The 21,926-nt window shown below is 70.3% G+C and carries 16 protein-coding genes; 15 read left to right on the top strand and 1 reads right to left on the bottom strand.

The window, feature by feature from the left end:
- Positions 1 to 349 precede the first annotated feature (349 nt).
- From ndk to ACIREE_RS36070, 8 genes are all read left to right on the top strand, one after another.
- Positions 350 to 763, top strand: a complete 414-nt coding sequence (gene ndk, locus ACIREE_RS36105) for a nucleoside-diphosphate kinase (protein WP_404162155.1) — start codon at positions 350 to 352, stop codon at positions 761 to 763.
- 375 nt (positions 764 to 1,138) lie between these two features.
- Positions 1,139 to 2,158 carry a rod shape-determining protein gene (locus ACIREE_RS36100; RefSeq protein ID WP_018531437.1) on the top strand — a complete coding sequence of 340 codons (1,020 nt, stop codon included), beginning with the start codon at positions 1,139 to 1,141 and terminating at the stop codon, positions 2,156 to 2,158.
- A gap of 130 nt (positions 2,159 to 2,288) precedes the next feature.
- Entirely contained in the window at positions 2,289 to 3,239 is a 951-nt protein-coding gene (mreC, locus tag ACIREE_RS36095; RefSeq protein ID WP_404162152.1) for a rod shape-determining protein MreC, read from the top strand.
- A gap of 19 nt (positions 3,240 to 3,258) precedes the next feature.
- Entirely contained in the window at positions 3,259 to 3,933 is a 675-nt protein-coding gene (gene mreD, locus ACIREE_RS36090) for a rod shape-determining protein MreD (RefSeq protein WP_404162149.1), read from the top strand.
- Positions 3,934 to 4,007: 74 nt separating this feature from the next.
- Positions 4,008 to 6,188 (top strand): penicillin-binding protein 2, encoded by a 2,181-nt coding sequence (gene mrdA / locus ACIREE_RS36085; protein WP_404162146.1) that lies wholly within the window; start codon positions 4,008 to 4,010, stop codon positions 6,186 to 6,188.
- Between the two features lie 6 nt (positions 6,189 to 6,194).
- Positions 6,195 to 7,394: a rod shape-determining protein RodA gene (gene rodA, locus ACIREE_RS36080; protein ID WP_363191635.1), complete on the top strand. Its 1,200-nt coding sequence runs from the start codon at positions 6,195 to 6,197 to the stop codon at positions 7,392 to 7,394.
- Positions 7,395 to 7,560: 166 nt separating this feature from the next.
- Positions 7,561 to 9,075 (top strand): CHAD domain-containing protein, encoded by a 1,515-nt coding sequence (locus ACIREE_RS36075; protein WP_404162144.1) that lies wholly within the window; start codon positions 7,561 to 7,563, stop codon positions 9,073 to 9,075.
- Between the two features lie 40 nt (positions 9,076 to 9,115).
- On the top strand, positions 9,116 to 11,068 hold the full coding sequence (locus ACIREE_RS36070; RefSeq protein WP_404162141.1) for a TIGR03960 family B12-binding radical SAM protein: 1,953 nt from the start codon (positions 9,116 to 9,118) through the stop codon (positions 11,066 to 11,068).
- 123 nt (positions 11,069 to 11,191) lie between these two features.
- Here the strand turns inward: ACIREE_RS36070 and ACIREE_RS36065 are convergent, their stop codons facing one another.
- Entirely contained in the window at positions 11,192 to 11,779 is a 588-nt protein-coding gene (locus tag ACIREE_RS36065) for a TerD family protein (RefSeq protein WP_404162138.1), read from the bottom strand.
- Positions 11,780 to 11,907: 128 nt separating this feature from the next.
- Between ACIREE_RS36065 and ACIREE_RS36060 the strand changes: the two genes are divergently transcribed.
- The 7 genes from ACIREE_RS36060 to obgE all read left to right on the top strand — a co-directional run bounded on the left by ACIREE_RS36060 (position 11,908) and on the right by obgE (position 21,891).
- Entirely contained in the window at positions 11,908 to 12,942 is a 1,035-nt protein-coding gene (locus tag ACIREE_RS36060; protein WP_404162136.1) for a hypothetical protein, read from the top strand.
- Between the two features lie 46 nt (positions 12,943 to 12,988).
- Positions 12,989 to 13,774, top strand: coding sequence for a TIGR03936 family radical SAM-associated protein (locus ACIREE_RS36055; protein WP_404162133.1), 786 nt, complete (start codon positions 12,989 to 12,991; stop codon positions 13,772 to 13,774).
- Between the two features lie 244 nt (positions 13,775 to 14,018).
- Positions 14,019 to 17,966 carry an Rne/Rng family ribonuclease gene (locus ACIREE_RS36050; protein ID WP_404162131.1) on the top strand — a complete coding sequence of 1,316 codons (3,948 nt, stop codon included), beginning with the start codon at positions 14,019 to 14,021 and terminating at the stop codon, positions 17,964 to 17,966.
- A gap of 234 nt (positions 17,967 to 18,200) precedes the next feature.
- Entirely contained in the window at positions 18,201 to 19,529 is a 1,329-nt protein-coding gene (locus ACIREE_RS36045) for a phospholipase D-like domain-containing protein (RefSeq protein WP_404162129.1), read from the top strand.
- Positions 19,530 to 19,720: 191 nt separating this feature from the next.
- Complete coding sequence (rplU, locus tag ACIREE_RS36040) at positions 19,721 to 20,041, top strand: 50S ribosomal protein L21 (protein ID WP_324772180.1); 321 nt, start codon at positions 19,721 to 19,723, stop codon at positions 20,039 to 20,041.
- Between the two features lie 11 nt (positions 20,042 to 20,052).
- The gene (gene rpmA, locus ACIREE_RS36035) at positions 20,053 to 20,310 is read left to right on the top strand and encodes a 50S ribosomal protein L27 (protein WP_026245994.1); all 258 of its coding nucleotides are present in this window, start codon (positions 20,053 to 20,055) and stop codon (positions 20,308 to 20,310) included.
- A gap of 132 nt (positions 20,311 to 20,442) precedes the next feature.
- Positions 20,443 to 21,891 carry a GTPase ObgE gene (obgE, locus tag ACIREE_RS36030; protein ID WP_404162126.1) on the top strand — a complete coding sequence of 483 codons (1,449 nt, stop codon included), beginning with the start codon at positions 20,443 to 20,445 and terminating at the stop codon, positions 21,889 to 21,891.
- Positions 21,892 to 21,926 lie beyond the last annotated feature (35 nt).

Raw genomic sequence — 21,926 nt, 5'->3', positions numbered from 1 at the left:
GTCGCGCAGTTCCCCGCGCCCCCTGGTCTGTTCTCCGGGTGCGCCCCGGTGGGGACTTCTCGCGCAGTTCCCCGCGCCCCTGGAGCATGCGGCTTCGCCGCAGCCCCATGGGCGACGCGCTACGCGCCCCTGAGATGGCGCACGCAGTGCGCATCTCAGGGGCGCGGGGCTGTATCGATCAGCGGCTCCGCCGCGGGGCGCGACCAGCCCCCACCGGGCCCGCGGTCACCCACAGCCACGGCCCCTACGGTGATGGGATCCCGGCCCGCACCCAAGTGCCCCGCGCCCGATAACCCCCTGTAATCTCGGGCCCACCGCACATCCAGGCCGCACAAGGAGTCCAGCCAACATGACCCAGCGCACGCTCGTCCTGCTCAAGCCCGACGCGGTCCGCCGTGGCCTGATCGGCGAGATCATCGGCCGCATCGAGCGCAAGGCCGGCTGGACGATCAGCGCCCTGGAGCTGCGCAGCCTGAGCCAGGAGACGCTGGAGCAGCACTACGGCGAGCACAAGGGCAAGCCGTTCTACGAGCCGCTGGTCGCGTTCATGTCCTCCGGTCCTGTCGTCGCGCTGGTCGTCGAGGGCGAGCGGGTCATCGAGGGCGTACGCGGTCTGGCCGGTCCGACCGACCCGATCGCCGCCACCCCGGGTTCGATCCGCGGCGACTTCGGTGTCATCGTCCGGGAGAACCTGATCCACGCCTCGGACTCGGAGGAGTCGGCCGAGCGCGAGCTCAAGATCTTCTTCCCGAACCTGGTCTGAGATCCGGCCTGAGTCCGGTCCGAGATCCGGTCCGAGACCTGGTCCGACCTCCGCGGTCTCGACTGATGAGACCCAGGAAAGTTGTTTTCTGACGCCGCGTCAGCCGATCGGTGCGACTGACCTGGAGCGGCCCGAGAAATTGGGCCGCTCTTTGGCATATGCGGCCCGATTGGGGGAACGCAACCCTCCGTCGGCACGTCCCCATTAGCGGGGCGGGGGTTCATCTGCTGACAATGGCGAAGACCCTCGCGCCGTGATCGTGCAGGCGAGACTACGATGGAAGCCTCCACGCCACACGCGTCCACCTCTCGCCTACCTGACAAGCAATCAAACGCTCCACTTGGGAAGGCCAGACGAATCCTGATGGGGAACTCAATGTCGTTCATCGGCCGTGACATGGCTGTCGACCTCGGGACCGCCAACACGCTGGTGTACGTCAGGGGCCGTGGGATCGTGCTCAACGAGCCGTCCGTGGTCGCCATCAACACCAATACCGGTGGCATCCTCGCGGTCGGCGCCGAAGCCAAGAAGATGATCGGGCGCACCCCGGGCAACATCGTGGCGGTGCGCCCCCTCAAGGACGGCGTGATCGCCGACTTCGAGATCACCGAGCGCATGCTCCGCTACTTCATCCTGAAGATCCACAAGCGGCGCTACCTCGCCCGGCCCCGCGTCGTGGTCTGCGTGCCGTCCGGCATCACCGGCGTCGAGCGCCGCGCGGTCATCGAGGCCTCCTCGCAGGCCGGTGCCCGCCAGGTGCACATCATCGAGGAGCCCATGGCCGCGGCCATCGGCTCCGGCCTGCCGGTCCACGAGGCCACGGGCAACATGGTGGTGGACATCGGCGGCGGCACCACCGAGGTCGCGGTCATCTCGCTCGGCGGAATCGTCACGGCACAGTCGATCCGCGTCGCGGGCGACGAGCTGGACAACGCGATCATCCAGCACATCAAGAAGGAGTACTCGCTCCTCCTCGGTGAGCGCACCGCCGAACAGATCAAGATCACGATCGGCTCCGCGTACGACCTCGACTCCGACGAGCACACCGAGATCCGCGGCCGCGACCTCGTGTCCGGTCTGCCGAAGACCGTCGTCATCTCGGCGGCGGAGGTCCGCAAGGCCATCGAGGAACCGGTCAACGCGATCGTCGACGCGGTCAAGACCACCCTCGACAAGTGCCCGCCGGAGCTCTCCGGCGACGTCATGGACCGCGGCATCGTGCTGACCGGTGGCGGCGCCCTGCTGCGCGGCCTGGACGAGCGGCTGCGCCGCGAGACCGGGATGCCGATCCACATCGCCGAGGACCCGCTGGACAGCGTGGCGCTCGGCTCCGGCAAGTGCGTAGAGGAGTTCGAGGCGCTCCAGCAGGTGCTGGACGCCTCGCCGCGCAGATGACGTGACGCGCACCCCCCAAAAGGGCGGTCCGCCGTACGAGTGGCTGCCACTTCGTGCGGCGGATCGTTGATATATAGGCAAGGCATAACAATTCCCCAGATTCCAAATGAGGAAGGCACGGCCGCCGCACGTGAGGGACACACGAGAGAGCCGGCTGCTCCTGGTGCTGCTGATCGCCATCGCGTTCGCACTGATCACGGTGGACATCCGCGGCGGTGAGGACTCGCCGGTCGACGGTGCCCGCCAGGCCGCCGCCAAGGTCTTCGGTCCGGTGGAGAACGGCGTCTCGGGCGCCGTCGACCCCATCGGGAACGCCATAAGCGCAGTCCGCGACTCCGGCAACCGGCACGACCGCATCGGGCAACTGGAGCGCGAGAACGCGGCCTTGAAGGCCGAACTCGGCAGCGACGACCGCAACCGGAGCAAGATTCGCCAGCTCGACACCATGATGAAGACCGCCGGGGCCGGCCAGTACGGCATCAAGGGCGCCCAGATCATCGCCATAGGGTCCGCGCAGGGCTTCTCCTGGACCGTCACCATCGACGCGGGTTCGAACGACGGCATCAAGCGCGACATGACCGTCCTGAACGGGGACGGGCTCGTCGGCCGCGTCACCACCGTCGGCCCCGGCACCTCCACGGTGCTGCTCGCCAACGACCCCGACTTCACCGTCGGCACCCGGATGGAGAAGACCGACGAGCTCGGCTTCGCCTCGGGGCAGGGCGACCGCCCGCTCCGCGTCCAGCTGCTCAACGGCAAGGCCAAGGTCAAGAAGGGCGACCGGCTCATCACCTTCGGCTCGCAGGCCGACAAGCCGTTCGTACCCGGCGTCCCGGTCGGCAAGGTCGTCCGCGTCGACCCGTCGGGCGGCGACCTGACCCGCACCGTCTACGTCCAGCCGTACGTCGGATTCACCAAACTCGACATCGTCGGCGTCGTCGTGCAGCCCCCGCGCACCGACCCGCGCGACGAAGTCCTGCCGTCCAAGCCCGCCAAGCCCAAGCCGGCGCCGACCGTGACCGTCACCGTCACCCCGTCCGCGCCCGCGAACGGCGCCGCCGACAACGGCTACGAGCAGTAGTCAGGAGGAGCGAAAGCTCATGCGCTTCAACCGGATGCTGCTCTCCACCACCCTCGTCGTCGTGGCCCTGGTCATCCAGGTCTGCGTCCTGGCGAGGCTCCAACTCCCCGGCGCCGTACCGGACCTGATGCTCCTGACGGTCCTGGGCCTGGCCCTGGTCTACGGGCACGTGGGCGGCGCCTTCGTCGGCTTCGGGGCCGGTCTGCTCGCCGACCTGGCCCCGCCCGCCGACCACGCCGCGGGCCGCTACGCCCTCGTGCTCTGCCTCATCGGCTACCTCGCGGGCCTCGCCAAGCCCGACAACGGGCAGCTGCGCTCGGCCACAGGACCCATGGTCGTGGTCGTCGGCGCCGCCATCGGCACGACCCTGCTGTACGCGGGCGTGGGCGCCCTCGTCGGCGACACCGCGGCCCGCCACGTCGGACTCGGCAGCCTGCTCTTCACCGCCGCGCTCTACGACCTGCTGCTCGCGCCGTTCGTGGTGCCCGGCGTGATGGCGCTCGCCAGACGCGCGGACAACGATCCGCTGGCCGAGACCTCGGGAAGCTCCGGCAAGACCGCCGACGTGTCCGCCGGCTGGCTCTCCGCCGGCACCGGCCTGCGCATCGGCAACCAGCGCGGCGGCCTGCGGATGAAGACCGCCAAGGCCCGCGCCGCTCGCGCCGGACGCATCAAGGGGGTCAAGCGCCTGTGACCGCCGGTCAGTTGACGCACAGCTTCCGGGTGTACACGTACTCGTACTCGTACTGAGAGGGGGAGCCCACCACCGTGACCAACATTCCCGAGACGGGCCGGACACCTCGTGTCCAGATCCGGCTCATCGTCCTGCAGATCCTCGTCCTCTCCCTCCTGCTGACCCTCGGCGGCCGTCTCTGGTACCTCCAGATCCGTAACGGCGACGAGTACGCCAAGGAGGCCTCCGGCAACCACGTGCAGCAGGTCGTCACCCCCGCCGTGCGCGGATCGATCCTGGACGCCCGCGGTGTGCCCATCGCGGACAACGAGACCCGCCTCGTGGTCTCCGCCTCCCGCACCGACCTGATGAAGATGAAGGACGACGGCAAGGGCGTCCTGGCCAAGCTCGCCGCCGTCCTCAAGCTGACGCCCAAGGAAGTCGAGGAGAAGGTCCGGCTCTGCGACGCCAAGACGCCGCAGCCCTGCTGGAACGGCTCGCCGTACCAGCCCATCCCCATCACCGACGAGGCCACGCCCAAGCAGGCGCTGCAGATCCGCGAGCGCGGCGAGGACTTCCCCGGCATCACGGCCGAGCCGACCGCCGTGCGCCGCTACGCGGGCCCCGGCGGCTCCAACACCGCGCAGGTCCTCGGCTATCTCTCCCCGGTCACCGACGCCGAGATCGAGAAGGCCAAGGACAGCGAATCCCCGTACCTCCGCTCCGACCAGGTCGGCCGCTCCGGCCTGGAGCGCACGTACGACAAGGAACTGCGCGGCAAGGCCGGCGTCACCCGCTACGAGGTCGACAACCTCGGCCGCGTCATCGGCCAGGCCAACAGCGACAAGGCCGAGCCCGGCGCGAACGTCGTCACGTCGATAGACGCCCGTGTCCAGTCCGTCGCCGAGGCCGAGCTCAACGAGGCGATGAAGACCGCCCGCAAGGAGTTCGACAAGAACACCGGGACGAACTACAAGGCCGACTCGGGCGCCGTCGCGGTCCTCGAGGCCAAGACCGGCCGCGTCGTCGCCATGGCGTCCCAGCCGTCGTACGACCCGAACGCCTGGGTCGGCGGGATCTCCGGCAAGGACTACGCGGCGCTCACCGGCAAGAAGTCCAACTACCCGCTGCTCAACCGGGCGATCCAGGGCCAGGCCGCCCCGGGCTCGATCTTCAAGGTCGTCTCCACGGCGGCCTCGGTCAACGCGGGCTACGCGTTCGACGGCCGCTACCCCTGCACCAGCTCGTACTCCATCGGCGGCCAGGTCTTCAAGAACTTCGAGTCGGAGAACTTCGGCCCGATCAGCCTGGGCCGCGCCCTGGAGGTCTCCTGCGACACCGTCTTCTACGGGCTCGCCCACAGGGAGTGGAAGAAGGACGGCGGCCTCAAGGGCAACAAGAACACCAAGGACTGGTTCTACAAGACGGCCCACCAGTTCGGCCTGGGCAAGGAGACCGGCATCGACCTGCCCAACGAGGTCACCGGCCGGGTCCCCGACCGCCAGTGGAAGAAGAAGTTCTGGGCGGCCAACAAGGACTCCTGGTGCAAGTCGGGCAAGAAGGACGGCGACTACGTCCAGAAGCTCAACTACGAGAACTGCCTCGAAGGCAACCTCATGCGCGCCGGTGACTCCGTCAACTACTCCATCGGCCAGGGCGACACCCTCGTCACGCCGATACAGATGGCGTCGATCTACGCGGCGATCTCCAACGGCGGCACCCTGCACGCGCCCGAGGTCGGCAAGGCCGTCGTCAGCGCCGACGGCAAGCAGGTGTCCGAGATCCAGCCGAAGACCAACGGCAAGCTCCCGATGACCGGTAAGACGCGCAACGAGATAGACCAAGCACTGGCGGGAGTGGCGACCCGCGGAACGGCCGCCTGGCGTTTCCAGAACTGGCCGCAGGACAAGATCCCGATGCACGCCAAGACCGGTACCGCCGAGGTCTACGGCAAGCAGACGACCTCATGGTTCGCGACGTACACCAAGGACTACTCGATCGTCATGACGATCTCCCAGGGTGGTACGGGTTCCGGCGCCTCGGGACCGGCCGTCCGCAAGATCTACGACGCGATCTACGGCCTCGACGGCAACGGCAAGCAGGACCTCAAGAAGGCGCTGCTGCCCGAGCCCGAGAAGGCGCTGCCGAAGATCCAGTCCGACGGTTCGATCGACGCCCCGGAGATCAAGCCGTACGAGCCGAACAAGGAGGACCCGAACGCCCCGCAGAACCTGGCGGCGGGTCCGCCCGCCACGACGACCAGCAGGAGGGACTGACCCACCATGGCCGGCACCAACGGCTTCTCCGTCTCCGGGTACGGTCCCCAGCGCTCCACCATGTCGCGGCTCATGGCCCGCGACTCGGTGGTGCGCCGCCTCGACTGGCCGATACTGCTGTCCGCGCTCGCGCTCTCGATGATCGGCGCGGCGCTCGTCTACTCCGCCACCAGGAACCGCACCGAGCTCAACCAGGGTGACCCGTACTACTTCCTCTTCCGGCACCTGCTCAACACCGGCATCGGCCTCGGGCTGATGGTGGGGACGATCTGGCTGGGACACCGCACGCTGCGCACGGCCGTCCCGATCCTGTACGGGATCTCCGTCTTCCTGGTGCTGCTCGTCCTCACCCCGCTCGGCGCCACGGTGAACGGGGCGCACGCCTGGATCATCATCGGCGGCGGCTTCTCCCTGCAGCCCTCCGAGTTCGTGAAGATCACCATCATCCTGGGCATGGCGATGCTGCTCGCGGCGCGCGTCGACGCCGGTGACCGGGACCACCCCGACCACCGGACCGTGCTGCAGGCGCTGGGCCTCGCGGCCGTTCCGATGGCGGTCGTCATGCTGATGCCCGACCTCGGCTCCGTCATGGTCATGGTGATGATCGTGCTCGGCGTGCTGCTCTCCTCGGGCGCCTCCAACCGCTGGGTGCTCGGCCTGATCGGCGTCGGCGCGGCCGGCGCCGTCGCGGTGTGGAAGCTCGGCGTGCTCGACGAGTACCAGATCGCGCGGTTCGCGGCCTTCGCCAACCCCGCGCTCGACCCGGCCGGCGTCGGCTACAACACCAATCAGGCGCGGATCGCGATCGGTTCGGGCGGGCTTTCCGGTGCCGGCCTCTTCCACGGCTCGCAGACCACCGGCCAGTTCGTGCCCGAGCAGCAGACGGACTTCGTGTTCACGGTGGCCGGCGAGGAGCTCGGCTTCCTCGGGGCAGGGGCGATCGTGCTGCTGCTCGGCGTGCTGCTGTGGCGGGCCTGCCGGATCGCCCGGGAGACGACGGAGCTGTACGGCACGATCGTCGCCGCCGGGATCATCGCCTGGTTCGCGTTCCAGGCGTTCGAGAACATCGGGATGACCCTCGGCATCATGCCGGTCGCGGGCCTCCCGCTGCCGTTCGTCTCCTACGGAGGATCATCGATGTTCGCCGTGTGGGTGGCGGTGGGGCTGTTGCAGTCGATCAGAGTGCAACGCCCGATGTCGGCGTAGGCCCGCCCACTAAGCCCCTTCGGCGATTGAGGAGCGGGTCCGGGGCAGAGCCCCGGGGATCAGCGCCATCGCCGGTTGCTGATTCATCGGCCCGACGGACGCAGCCTCGCGCCCCTGGCAGCGCGGACATCTATCGGTGCGCACAGGTGACGTCTAAATTCAGGTTATGGCGGAGACCAAGCGCGAGATCGAGCGGAAGTACGACGCCCCTGCCGAGCACTTCCGGCTGCCCGACCTGCACAAGGTCCCCGGAGTGTCGGAGGTCATCGACAAGGGCGTCGTGGAACTCGACGCCGTGTACTACGACACCCCTGACCAGCGGCTCGCCGCCCACCGGATCACGCTGCGGCGGCGTACCGGCGGCGACGACGCGGGCTGGCACCTCAAGCTGCCCGTCGCCCTGAGCGAGGGCATACGGGACGAGGTGCGGGCGCCGCTCTCCGACGACGTGCCCCGGGTGCTCTCCGGGCTCGTCCGGTCCCGGATCCGCGAGAGTGAACTCGTCCCCGTGGTACGCCTGTTGACCTCCCGGGACGTGACCCATCTGACCGGCGCCGACGGCGTACTGCTCGCCGAGGTGTGCGTGGACGCCGTGCGCGCCGAGCGGGTCGGCGGCGAGAACGCCGTCGCATGGACGGAGATCGAGGTCGAGCTCGCCGACGACGGCGACCCGGAGTTCCTCGGCAAGGTCGAGAAGCGGCTCCGCAGGGCCGGGGTCGAGCGGTCGGCCGCCGGCTCCAAGCTGGCCCGCGCGCTGGACGAGACCGGCGCCGGCGCCCCACGGGAGGCCCCCGCGGCAGCGCCCGTCACCGCCGGGGACCACATCCTCGCCCGGCTGCGGGAGCAGCGCGACATCCTCGTCGAGCTCGACCCCGCCGTGCGCCGCGACCTGCCGGACGCCGTGCACCAGATGCGGGTCGCGACCCGGCGGCTGCGCAGCGCGTTCAAGACGTACAAGAAGGTCCTCGACCCGGCCGTGACGGAGCCCGTCGGCCAGGAGCTCAAGTGGCTCGCGGGGGAGCTGGGCATCGACCGCGACCGGGAAGTGCTGACCGAGCGGCTCACCGAGCGGATCGACGCGCTGCCACGCACCCTGCTGCTCGGGCCCGTACGGGGGCGGCTGCGGATCTGGGCCGTGGCCCGCCGCCTGGGCTCGCGCCGGCACACCGTCTCCGTGCTCGACGGCAAGCGCTACCTGGCGCTCCTGGAAACGCTAGACGCGCTGCTCGCCGATCCGCCGCTGCGGCCCGCGGGGGAGCGGCCCGCCGCCGAGGTGCTGGTGAAGGCGGCCCTCAAGGACCACGCACGCCTCGCGGCCCGCATCGAGCGCGCCGAGGCCCTCGCGCCCGGCACCGAGCGCGACCATGCGCTGCACGACGCCCGCAAGGCCGCCAAACGCGCCCGGTACGCCGGGGAGACGGCCGTGCCCGTACTCGGCAAGCAGGCAAAGAAGTTCACCAAGCGCGTCAAGAAGGTGCAATCGCTGCTCGGCGACCACCAGGACTCCGTCGTCGCCCGCGAGGCGCTGCGGGACCTGGCGATCCAGGCACACGCCGCAGGCGAGACCGCCTTCGCCTGGGGTCTGCTGTACGGGCAGGAGCAGGCGGCCGCCGCGGACCGGGAACGGGAACTTCCCAAGGTGTGGAATCGGGCGGCGGAGCCCGGCCTCTCGGCGGGTTAGCCTTGAGGGTCCCCCTGTCAGCTCACAAAGGTCCACGGTTATGCCTGCCGAAGCCGCCGCCGCGGCGCCCAAAGCGGTCGAGTCTGTGTTCCCGCAGCTCGAAGCGCTGCTCCCGCATGTGCAGAAGCCGATCCAGTACGTCGGCGGAGAACTCAACTCCACGGTCAAGCCGTGGGAGACCTCCGACGTCCGCTGGGCGCTGATGTACCCGGACGCGTACGAGGTCGGTCTGCCCAACCAGGGCGTCATGATCCTCTACGAGGTGCTGAACGAGCGCGAGGGCGTCCTCGCCGAGCGCACCTACAGCGTCTGGCCGGACCTGGAAGCGCTGATGCGCGAGCACAAGGTCCCGCAGTTCACGGTCGATTCGCACCGCCCGGTGAAGGCGTTCGACGTCTTCGGGCTGAGCTTCTCCACCGAGCTCGGCTACACGAACATGCTGACCGCGCTCGACCTGGCCGGGATTCCGCTGGAGTCCAAGGACCGCACCCTTGACGACCCGATCGTCCTCGCGGGCGGCCACGCGGCGTTCAACCCGGAGCCGATCGCCGCCTTCATCGACGCCGCGATCATCGGTGACGGCGAGCAGGCCGTGCTCGACATGACCGACATCATCCGCACCTGGAAGGCCGAGGGACGCCCCGGCGGGCGCGAGGAGGTGCTGCTGCGTCTCGCGAAGACGGGCAACGTCTACATCCCCGCCTTCTACGACGTCGAGTACCTGCCCGACGGGCGCATCGGCCGCGTCGTACCGAACAGGTCGGGCGTGCCGTGGCGGGTCTCCAAGCACACCGTCATGGACCTCGACGAGTGGCCGTACCCGAAGCAGCCGCTCGTGCCGCTCGCCGAGACGGTCCACGAGCGGATGTCCGTGGAGATCTTCCGCGGCTGCACCCGCGGCTGCCGCTTCTGCCAGGCCGGCATGATCACGCGCCCCGTGCGGGAGCGAAGCATCACCGGCATCGGCGACATGGTCGACAAGGGCCTGAAGGCGACCGGCTTCGAAGAGGTCGGCCTGCTGTCGCTCTCCTCGGCCGACCACTCCGAGATCGGTGACATCGCGAAGGGCCTCGCCGACCGGTACACCGAGGACAAGATCGGTCTGTCCCTCCCGTCGACCCGCGTCGACGCGTTCAACGTCGACCTGGCCAATGAGCTGACCCGCAACGGCCGCCGCTCCGGCCTCACCTTCGCCCCCGAGGGCGGCAGTGAGCGCATGCGCAAGGTCATCAACAAGATGGTCAGCGAAGAGGACCTGATCCGGACCGTCGCCACCGCGTACGGCAACGGCTGGCGCCAGGTGAAGCTGTACTTCATGGTCGGCCTGCCCACCGAGACCGACGAGGACGTCCTGCAGATCGCGGAGATGGCGGCGAACGTCATCGCCAAGGGCCGCGAGGTCGCGGGCAACGACATCCGCTGCACGGTGTCGATCGGCGGCTTCGTGCCCAAGCCGCACACGCCGTTCCAGTGGGCGCCGCAGCTGTCGGCCGAGGACACGGACGCCCGTCTCACCAAGCTGCGCGACAAGATCCGCGGCGACAAGAAGTACGGCCGCTCCATCGGCTTCCGCTACCACGACGGCAAGCCCGGCATCGTCGAGGGCCTGCTCTCCCGCGGTGACCGCCGGATCGGCGACGTCATCCGCGCGGTCTACGAGGACGGCGGCCGCTTCGACGGCTGGCGCGAGCACTTCAGTTACGACCGCTGGATGGCGTGCGCCCAGAAGGCGCTGCCCGCGCACGGTGTGGACCTCGACTGGTACACGACGCGTGAGCGCACGTACGAGGAGGTCCTGCCCTGGGACCACCTGGACTCCGGTCTCGACAAGGACTGGCTCTGGGAGGACTGGCAGGACTCGCTCGACGAGACCGAGGTCGACGACTGCCGCTGGACGCCGTGCTTCGACTGTGGTGTCTGCCCGGCGATGGACACGACCATCCAGGTCGGCCCGACCGGCAAGAAGCTGCTGCCGCTGACGGTCGTCAAGTAGCAAGTAGCAAGTAGTAATTAGCAAGCAGGGCGTACGCGAAGGGGCGGCCGGTTGACCAACCGGCCGCCCCTTCGGCGTACTTGATGCCTGCTCTATGCCTGCTCTATCGCTGCTCTATGCCTGCTACTTGCTCACGGCGAACCGCATCAGGGCGAGTTCGTCGCCCTGCTTGATCTTGCCCGTCGTGTTGATGACCTCCAGCTTCCACGTGCCGCCCGCGCCGCGGATCGCCTTGGCCACCGCGCAGCCGTTGTCGGCGCTCAGCATGCTCGGCCAGATGTCGGCGACCTGCTGGCTGCTGCCGCCCGTGGCGTCGTACACCTTGATGCTGACGTTGCGGGCCTTCTGGAAAGAGCTGCCCTTCTTGAACGCGGCCGCGACGAACACGATCGCCGTGATGTTCTGCGGGATCCGCGCGAACTCGACCGTGACCGTCTCGTCGTCCCCGTCGCCCTTGCCCGTCTGGTTGTCACCGGAGTGCACCAGCGAGCCGTTGCCCAGCGGGTCCAGCGAGTCGAGACCGGCCAGGCGCACCGGGTCGGCGCCCTGCATCGCGATGGCGATCAGGTCGAGGTCGGTGCCCTGCTTGCGGCGCAGGGTGCCGAGCACTCCGCCGCTGCTCCCGGAGGTGGGGTCCCAGGACACCCCGATGGAGAGATGCGTGACTCCGTCCAGGTCCGCCGGGCCGTCTTCCTTCGTGAGCGTGATCATGCGGGGGTCCCCCCTGATAGTGGCTGGCTATCGGCAAAGTTTGCCCATACGAGGGGGTCAACGTCCACGCGGGTGGTCAAGTGCCCGGAAAATGGATCCGTCGCGCCGCTTGCGGCGTCCTGACAGGCATGGACCTGGAAAAGCGCCCCGAGCCCGACGGCTGTCTCGTCGTCGCGATCCGCCTGCCGGTGCGCATCGTCGCGCTCGTCCTGGTGGTACCTGTACGCCTCGCGTGGGACGCGCTCACCGTGGTCGGCCGCCTGGTGTACCAGAGGGTGCTCGTACCGCTCACGCGGGTCTTCGTCGTCGTGCCGGCGGTCTGGTTGTACGCGTATGTGTTGACGCCGCTCGGTCGGGTGATCGCCGTGCTGGGCAGGGGAGCAGGGGTCGCGCTCGGCTGGTTGGGCAGGGCCTTGTTCGTGTGGCCGTGGGTGGCGTTGTGGCGGTTCGGCGTGGTGCCGGCCGGGCTCGCGCTGGCCTGGCTCACGCGGGTGCTGGTCGTGGTGCCGGCGGTCTGGGCGTACACGTATGTGCTGACACCGTTGGGTCATGCGATCGCCTTGCTGTGCAAGGGAGTTGGGCGCGCCCTCGGCTGGCTGGGGTGGGTGCTGGTCGTGGTGCCCTGCGGGTGGGTGTACGCCTGGCTGCTCACACCCCTCGGGCACGCACTGCGGTGGGCGGCTCTCGCGCTCGGGCGGGGTGCCGCGACACTCTTGCGGTGGATCTTCGTGGTGCCCGTGCTGACCCTCTGGCGCTGGGTGCTCGTGCCCGTCGGCCGGGTCCTCGGCGTCATCGCCCGCGAGATCGGCGCCGCACTCGGGCATGCCTGGCGCGTGGCCGGGTATGTGTCGCTCGCCGTCGGACGGTTCCTCGGGCGGCTGCTGCGGTGGTTGGTCGTCGACCCGCTGCGGTGGGCGTACCGCAGCGTGCTCACTCCGGTCGGGCACGCCGTACGCGACCAGGTGTGGCGCCCCGCGATCCGGGTCGCCAAGGAGGTCCGCGCCACCGTCCGGCAGGTCCGCGCCGACGTCCGCCGCGCCCTGTTCGGTACGCCACGACCGGCCGTGGGCCTGCCTGAACCGCAGGTCAGGGACCGGCGGGAACCTGGCGTCGCGTCGACACGTACTCTTGACAGGAGTACGACCGCACTCACGAAGGACTAGGACACTGGGCAAGCGACAGCCCGTAGGCCCGCCGCCCGCACCCGCGGTGCAGCGCATCCGACTGCGCTACACCAAGCGCGGCCGCCTCCGGTTCACCAGCCACCGAGACTTCCAGCGCGCCTTCGAGCGTGCGCTGCGCCGCGCCGAGGTGCCCATGGCGTACTCGGCGGGGTTCACACCGCATCCGAAGGTGTCGTACGCCAATGCCGCCCCCACCGGCACGGGCAGTGAGGCCGAGTACCTGGAGATCGCGCTCACCGCGCAGCGCGATCCCGAGAAACTGAAAGCCCTGCTCGACGAGTCGATGCCCGTCGGGCTCGACATCATCGACGCCGTGGAGGCCCGCACCTCGGGCCTGGCCGAGCGGCTCGCCGCATCCGTGTGGGAGCTGCGGCTCGACGGAGTGACGGTCGAGGAGGCCGCGCGCGCCGCCGATGCGTTCCGCGCCGCCGAGACCGTCGAGGTCCAGCGCCGCACGAAGAACGGGATCCGGACGTTCGACGCCCGCGAGGCCGTCGCGAGTCTGGAAGCCGCGGATGTTCCGGCTGATAGGCCCGGCTCCGCGGCCTGTGCGATACTGCGGCTGGTTGTTCGGCACGTGACGCCTGCCGTTCGACCCGACGACGTCCTGTCCGGTCTCCGCGCCGTGGCTGACCTGGCGCCGCCGGTCCCCGCAGCGGTGACCAGGCTGGCGCAGGGGCCTTTCGATGAAGAGACCGGCACGGTGACCGACCCGCTCGCGCCTGACCGCGAGGCAGTCCAGGCCGCCCCCCATTCGGGGGCCGCAGGATCTGCCGCCGCGACGGCGTCTGCCGTGGAAGGTTCCGCGTAAGGCGGTCGTCGTAGCGCCGCCCTGGTACTCGGGAGCCACCTGGGTCGGGCAGCGCACCCACCCCAAGGACTTTCGCCAGGCCGTACGTACATCGCGTACCGGAACCGGCGAGAACAGACTAGAGAGCCCCCGTGCGGCGCCCGCGCCCCGGACCGGCGGCACCGCGCTCCACGCGCGAGCCGCAGACGTCACCGGTCATCGGATCAGGCGCGGCGCCCGGGGGCCTGACGGGAGATCCACCCGCATGCCCGAGCAGATCGAATCGAACGATCCCACCGCCACCGCCGCGGGCGACACGCCCAGCGACACCCTGCCCCCGCGCCGTCGGCGCCGGGCCGCGTCGCGCCCCGCGGGGCCGCCCGCAGGCAAGGCCGCCGCGCAGGCCACGCCGGCCATAGCGGCCGCTGCCGAGCCCGACGCCGCGGACGAGGCGACCGCCCAGGCCGTCGAGACGGCCCCGGCGCAGGACACCGCGTCCGCCGGCCGCCCGCGCCGTCGCGCCACCCGCCGCGCCTCCGCGCCCGCCGGTGCACCCGCACAGGACGAGGCCGCACAGCCCGCCGCCGAGACCGCAGCTCCCGTCGAGGAGCCGGCCGTGCCCGTCGCCGAACCGGCGGCCGAGGAAGCGGCCCCGCGCCGCTCCCGCCGCCGTGCCACCCGCGCCGTGACCGCGCCCGCCGCCGAGCAGCCCCAGCAGGCCGCCGAGCCGGTCGCCGAGGCCGAGGCCGCGCAGGCCGTCGCGGAGCCGGAGGACGCCGCCGAGGCGCCCGCCCCGCGCCGCCGTCGCCGCGCGACCCGCACCGCTGCCGCGCCCACCGCCGCTGCAGAGGCCCCCGCCACCGCCGTGGCCGAAGAGCCGCAGGCCGTCGCCGCGCCCGAGGAGCCCGCCGCGGTCGAGGAGCCGGCCGATGAGGCCGCCCCGCGCCGCAACCGCCGTCGTGCCACGCGCGCCGTCGCCGCCCCGGAGGCCCAGGTGGCCGAGGCCGCCGCGCCCGCAGAGACGCAGCCCGAGCCGGCCGACACCGCCGCGGTGACCGAGGCCACGGACACGGCCGAGGCCGCCGAGCCGCGCCGCCGTCGCCGCGCCACCCGCAAGGCCGCGGGCGGTTTCGCCGAGCCGAAGTCGACTCAGCGGTCCGCGTCGAAGGCCGGCCGTGACGAGGAGGGCTCCGGCCGTCCGAAGCGTCCGTCGGTCGCCGTGTTCCAGGCGCCCGTCTTCACCGAGCCCATGTTCCAGACGCCGGAGCGCGCCGCCGCCGCTGCCGCGGCCGAGGCCGCCGAGGAGCAGCCCGCCGAGGCCGAGCCGACCCCCGCCCCCGTTGCCGCCGTCGCCGAGGAGGAGCCGGCGCCGCGCCGTCGCCGCCGGAGCAAGCGCGCCGCCGACGAGCAGCCGGTCGCCGAGCAGCCCGTCGAGCCCGAGCCCGCGGCTGTCGTCGAGGCCGAGGCCGAGCCGGAGGAGCCGGCTGACCATGACGATGCGTCCGACGAGCACGACGACCACGACGAGAACGGAGACCGCCCGGCCCGTCGCCGTCGCCGCGGTGGCCGTCGCCGTCGCCGCGGCGAGTCCGCCGACAACGACGCCGAGCACGAGCAGGAGCCGTCCGACGACGAGGCGGAGCAGAACTCCGCGGACGACGTGGACGAGGCGGACGAGCACGACGAGCGTGACGACCACGACGAGCGCGACGACAGCGCCGCCTCCGGTTCGAGCAGCAGCCGCCGTCGCCGTCGCCGCAGGCGTCGCGCCGGTGACTCGGCTCCCGAGAGCGAGCCGCAGACGTCCGACGACCCGGAGCGCACGGTCGTCAAGGTCCGCGAGCCCCGCAAGAAGGACAGCCACACCGAGCGGTCGACCTCCGCGGACGAGGTGCAGTCCATCAAGGGCTCCACGCGTCTGGAGGCCAAGAAGCAGCGCCGCCGCGAAGGCCGCGAGCAGGGCCGTCGTCGTGTGCCGATCATCACCGAGGCCGAGTTCCTGGCGCGCCGCGAGGCCGTCGAGCGCGTGATGGTCGTCCGCCAGAACGGCGAGCGCACCCAGATCGGCGTGCTCGAGGACGACATCCTCGTCGAGCACTACGTCAACAAGGAGCAGTCGACCTCGTACGTCGGCAACGTCTACCTGGGCAAGGTCCAGAACGTGCTGCCGTCGATGGAGGCCGCCTTCATCGACATCGGCAAGGGCCGCAACGCGGTGCTGTACGCCGGTGAGGTCAACTTCGAGGCGCTGGGCATGGCCAACGGCCCGCGCCGCATCGAGACCGCCCTCAAGTCCGGCCAGTCCGTGCTCGTACAGGTCACCAAGGACCCGATCGGCCACAAGGGCGCCCGCCTCACCAGCCAGATCTCGCTGCCCGGCCGTTACCTGGTCTACGTGCCCGAGGGCTCGATGACCGGCATCAGCCGTAAGCTCCCGGACACCGAGCGCGCGCGCCTGAAGACCATCCTCAAGAAGATCGTCCCCGAGGACGCGGGCGTCATCGTGCGCACCGCCGCCGAGGGCGCGAGCGAGGACGAGCTGAGCCGCGACGTCGAGCGTCTGCAGGCCCAGTGGGAGGACATCCAGAAGAAGTCCCAGCAGATCTCGACGTCGTCGCCGAGCCTGCTGTACGGCGAGCCGGACATGACGGTCCGCGTCGTGCGCGACATCTTCAACGAGGACTTCTCCAAGGTCATCGTCAGCGGTGAAGAGGCGTGGGAGACCATCCACGGCTACGTCAACCACGTGGCGCCCGACCTGTCCGACCGCCTGACGCGGTGGACCAGCGAGGTCGACGTCTTCGCGACGTACCGGATCGACGAGCAGCTCGCCAAGGCGCTCGACCGCAAGGTGTGGCTGCCCTCCGGCGGCTCCCTCGTGATCGACAAGACCGAGGCCATGATCGTCATCGACGTCAACACCGGTAAGTTCACCGGCCAGGGCGGCAACCTCGAAGAGACCGTGACGAGGAACAACCTCGAAGCGGCCGAGGAGATCGTGCGCCAGCTGCGCCTGCGCGACCTCGGCGGCATCGTCGTCATCGACTTCATCGACATGGTCCTCGAGTCCAACCGGGACCTGGTCCTGCGGCGGATGCTCGAATGCCTGGGCCGGGACCGCACCAAGCACCAGGTCGCCGAGGTCACCTCGCTCGGCCTGGTCCAGATGACCCGTAAGCGCGTCGGCCAGGGCCTGTTGGAGTCCTTCTCCGAGACCTGCGTGCACTGCAACGGGCGCGGCGTCATCGTCCACATGGAGCAGCCCACCTCCTCCGGCGGTGGCGGCGGCAAGCGCAAGAAGCGTGGCCGCGGTGGCAACGGGGCGGACCAGCACGACCACGATGCCGCGCACTCCACCGAGTCGTACGAGACCGAGTCCGAGGCCGAGGTCGCCGCGGAGGCCGCCGCCCCCGTGGCGCTGCCCGAGCCCGACTACAACCCGGACGAGGAGCTGTACTCCAGCGCTGCCGAGGCGGAGGCCGCGGCGAGCCGTGGCGGCCGCTCGCGCCGCCGTGCCACGCGCCGCGCCTCGGCCCCGGTCGGCGCGCCGAAGGAGCCGGCGGCCCAGCAGGCCCCGGCGCCCGAGCCCGAGCCGGTCGTGGAGGCCCCGGCGTCCCCCGTCGTGGCAGAGGCTGCCGAGCCCGCGCAGCCCGTGGCGGACGAGGCTCCCGCGCCGCGCTCGCGTCGCCGTGCCACCCGCAAGGCCAGCGCGCCCGCCGGTTCCCCGAAGGCGTCCTCCCAGGAGGCCGCCGAGGTGACCGTCGCCGAGCCGGTGAAGGCCGAGGAGCCGGCCGAGGCGCCGGCCCCCGTGGTGGCGGAGGCGGCCGAGCCGACCGCGGCCCCGGCCCGCCAGCGCCGTCGCGCCGTCCGCAAGGCCACCGCCCCCACCACGTCCGAGGAGACGGCCGTCGTGGTCGTCCCGTCGGCCGCGGAGGAGACCGGCCCCGCCGAGTCCGCCGAGTCCGTCGAGTCCGCCGCCGACGAGGCCGGGGACGAGGCGCCCGCCGCCAAGAAGACGGCCCGTAAGACGGCCAAGAAGGCGACGGCGAAGAAGGCCGCCACCAAGAAGACCGCGGCCAAGAAGACGGCCGCCAAGAAGACGACGGCCAAGAAGGCGGCGAAGACCCCCGCCAAGAAGACGGCCGCGAAGAAGACCGCTGCGGCCGGGCAGCAGTCGTCGCCGTCCGTCTCGGCCCCGGCCGACGAGGCCTGAGGCACCGTCCGGGAGACCGGACAGGGCGACGCCCCCGCACAGCTGCACGCTGTGCGGGGGCGTCGTCGTTCGTCGTAGTGCCGTGTGCGTGATGTTCCGTATGTCTCGATGAGCGCTCGATCCACCCCTGCCTCTTGGAGCCCGGTCGACGACCTGCAAAACTCATCACGTCGTACAAGTGAATGTGGGGCGCACGTTGGGGAGACGGGTGCCCGTGCCAGGGGAGGGGTGGCGATGGCGCACGTGCGTCTCAGAGGTGCTGGCCGACACCGGGCCGTGAAGCCGGCCAGGGCCGGGCGGCAGGCGGTGGCGCTGGCCACGGTGCTCTCGGCGGCCGGGCTGCAGGCGGGACTCTCCGCGGGCACCGCGTCGGCCGATGAGGCGCGGACCTGGACCGAGGGGCCCCTCTTCAACGACCCGCTGGGCACCACCGAGCAGCAGTACGCGATCCGTACGCGCCTCATCGATCTGACGAACGCGGCGCTGCCCGGTTCGTACATCAAGGTCGCCGTCTACCACGTGTGGGAGACCACGGTCTCCGACGCGCTGGTGGCCGCCAGGAACCGCGGTGTGAACGTGCAGATCGTGCTCGACTCGTCCAGCGTGAAGGACCGCCCCGACAACGTGGTGTACGGCCGGCTGAAGGCGGCCCTGGGCACCAGCACGACGAGCCGGTCGTACGTGACGCTGTGCCCCACCGACAAGTCCTGCCTGGGCGACCCCAAGTTCGGCAAGTCGATCATGCACAACAAGTTCTGGCTGTTCTCGGCCGTCGAGGGCGCCACGAACGTCGTCGTGCAGACCACGTCGAACTCGACACCATCCGCGAGCACGAAGTTCTTCAACGATGCGCTGCAACTGCCCAACAACCGGGTTCTGTACGGGGCCTACTCGGACTACTTCGACGACATGGCCGCCAAGCTGTGGAAGGACTGGGACTACCGCACGGTCAGCAACGGCCACTACAAGGCGTACTTCTTCCCGCGGGCCGGCACCACCAACTCGACGGACACGCTGTACTCGGCGCTCAACAACGTCTCCTGCACCTACAAGGACGCGGGCGGTGTGAAGCGCAGCACCATCGTGCGGGCCGCGATCTTCCAGATCACCCGGCAGGCCATCGCCGACAAGCTGGTCGCGCTGAAGAAGGCGGGCTGCACGGTCAGCATCGAGTACGCCACCGCCGACGCCGGCACCTGGAAGACGATGAACGCCACGGGCGCCCCGCCCGCGCGCTGCTACAACGACGACCGGGATCCGCTGCACCCGGGCAGCAAGCTCACGACGCCGTTCATCATCCACACCAAGTACGTGGCGATCGACGGCTGGTACGACGGCGCGCGCAACAAGATCACGTTCACCGGCTCGCAGAACGCCTCGGGCCCGGCGCTGCGCGAGAACGACGAGGCGTACGTCAAGATCGACGACGACTCCGTGCACGACACGTACCGGGCCCACTTCGCCAACGTGTGGAACGTGGCGTACCCGGGAACGAGCGACAACACGAACCTGTGCAAGGGCGTCAAGGTCCTGCCGCAGGACGGTGAGGTGAAGACGGCGTGAGGCGTCCGGTCCGGGGCCGGTTTGACCCTTCTCAGGGCTGACCCGTAACCTGGACCGTCGGCGTGTCCATCGAGACGCCGCACTCCCGTAAACCTACTTCTCCTCCGGACGCGTCCCTCTGGGACCGACCGGAGAGGCCGCCTCGTGCGGCTGGACTGCGGGGGTCCCGTTCCGAGCGAAAAGAGAGATCCGTGTACGCCATCGTGCGCAGCGGTGGTCGTCAGCACAAGGTTGCTGTCGACGACATCGTTGAGGTTGACAAGCTTCCCACCGCCAAGGTTGGCGACACCGTAGAGCTCTCTACGCTGCTCGTTGTCGACGGCGACGCCGTGACCAGCGACCCGTGGGTGCTGGCCGGGATCAAGGTGCAGGCCGAGGTCGTGGACCACCACAAGGGCGCGAAGATCGACATCCTTCGCTACAAGAACAAGACCGGTTACCGCCGTCGTCAGGGCCACCGCCAGCAGTACACGGCGATCAAGGTCACTGAGATCCCCGCGGCTGCGAAGTAAGGGACTGAGACATGGCACACAAGAAGGGCGCATCGTCCACTCGGAACGGGCGCGACTCCAATGCTCAGCGGCTCGGCGTGAAGCGCTTCGGCGGTCAGACCGTCAACGCCGGTGAGATCCTGGTCCGCCAGCGCGGCACCCACTTCCACCCCGGCAACGGTGTGGGTCGTGGCAAGGACGACACGCTGTTCGCGCTCGACGCCGGTGCGGTGGAGTTCGGTACCCACCGTGGCCGCAAGGTCGTGAACATCGTTCCGGTCGCCGCCTGAAAGGCGTTCTGACCAGTTCTTTCGCGAGGCGGACCTCACTTCCCTCCTGGGGAAGCGGGTCCGCCTTTCGCGTGTTGTTAATGAACACAGCACGCAGTAGTAATCCCCGTACGTTTCTGGAGGCACTGACCAATGACCACCTTCGTGGACCGCGTCGAGCTGCATGTCGCCGCGGGTAGCGGGGGCCACGGCTGTGCCTCCGTTCACCGTGAGAAGTTCAAGCCGCTCGGCGGCCCGGACGGCGGCAACGGCGGCCATGGCGGCGACGTCATCCTGGTCGTGGACCAGGCGGTGACGACGCTCCTCGACTACCACCACTCCCCGCACCGCAAGGCCACCCCCGGCAAGCCCGGCGAGGGCGGCAACCGCTCCGGCAAGAACGGTGAGGACCTGGTCCTGCCCGTCCCCGACGGCACGGTCGTCCTCGACAAGCAGGGCAACGTCCTGGCGGACCTCGTCGGCCAGGGCACGACCTTCGTCGCAGCCCAGGGCGGCCGCGGCGGCCTCGGCAACGCGGCCCTCGCCTCGGCCCGCCGCAAGGCCCCCGGCTTCGCGCTGCTCGGCGTCCCCGGCGACCTGCGCGACGTCGTCCTCGAGCTGAAGACCGTCGCCGACGTCGCCCTGGTGGGCTACCCGAGCGCCGGCAAGTCCTCGCTCATCTCGGTGCTCTCGGCCGCCAAGCCGAAGATCGCCGACTACCCCTTCACGACGCTGGTCCCGAACCTCGGCGTCGTCACGGCCGGAGCGACGGTCTACACGATCGCCGACGTGCCCGGCCTGATCCCCGGCGCCAGCCAGGGCAAGGGCCTCGGCCTCGAGTTCCTGCGCCACGTCGAGCGGTGCTCGGTCCTCGTGCACGTACTCGACACGGCGACCCTGGAGTCCGACCGTGACCCCGTCTCCGACCTCGACGTCATCGAGACCGAGCTGCGGGAGTACGGCGCGGGCCTGGAGAACCGGCCGCGGATGGTCGTCCTCAACAAGATCGACGTGCCCGACGGCCAGGACCTCGCCGAGATGGTCCGCCCCGACCTGGAGGCGCGCGGCTACCGCGTCTTCGAGGTGTCGGCCGTCGCCCACAAGGGCCTCAAGGAGCTGTCGTTCGCGCTCGCCGAGCTGGTGGGCTCCGCCCGCGCCGCGAAGCCGAAGGAGGAGGCGACCCGCATCGTCATCCGCCCGCAGGCCGTGGACGACTCGGGCTTCACCGTGGTCCGCGAGGACGTCGACGGTGAGCCCCTGTTCCGGGTGCGCGGCGAGAAGCCGGAGCGCTGGGTGCGCCAGACCGACTTCAGCAACGACGAGGCCGTCGGCTACCTCGCCGACCGCCTCAGCCGCCTCGGTGTGGAGGACCAGCTGATGAAGGCCGGTGCCCGCAGTGGTGACGGCGTCGCCATCGGCCCCGAGGACAACGCGGTCGTCTTCGACTGGGAGCCCACCGTGCTGGCGGGCGCCGAGATGCTCGGCCGTCGTGGCGAGGACCACCGCATGGACGAGCCGCGTCCGGCCACCCAGCGCCGCCGTGACAAGCAGGCGGAGCGGGACGAGGCGGACAAGGAGTACGACGACTTCAAGCCCTTCTAAATCTGGCTTGTGGTTCATGCCGGCCTCTGGTCATG

The sequence above is a fragment of the Streptomyces sp. NPDC102467 genome, from assembly GCF_044765445.1.
GTDB lineage: Bacteria > Actinomycetota > Actinomycetes > Streptomycetales > Streptomycetaceae > Streptomyces.
This window is presented reverse-complemented; position numbering and strand designations above follow the sequence as displayed.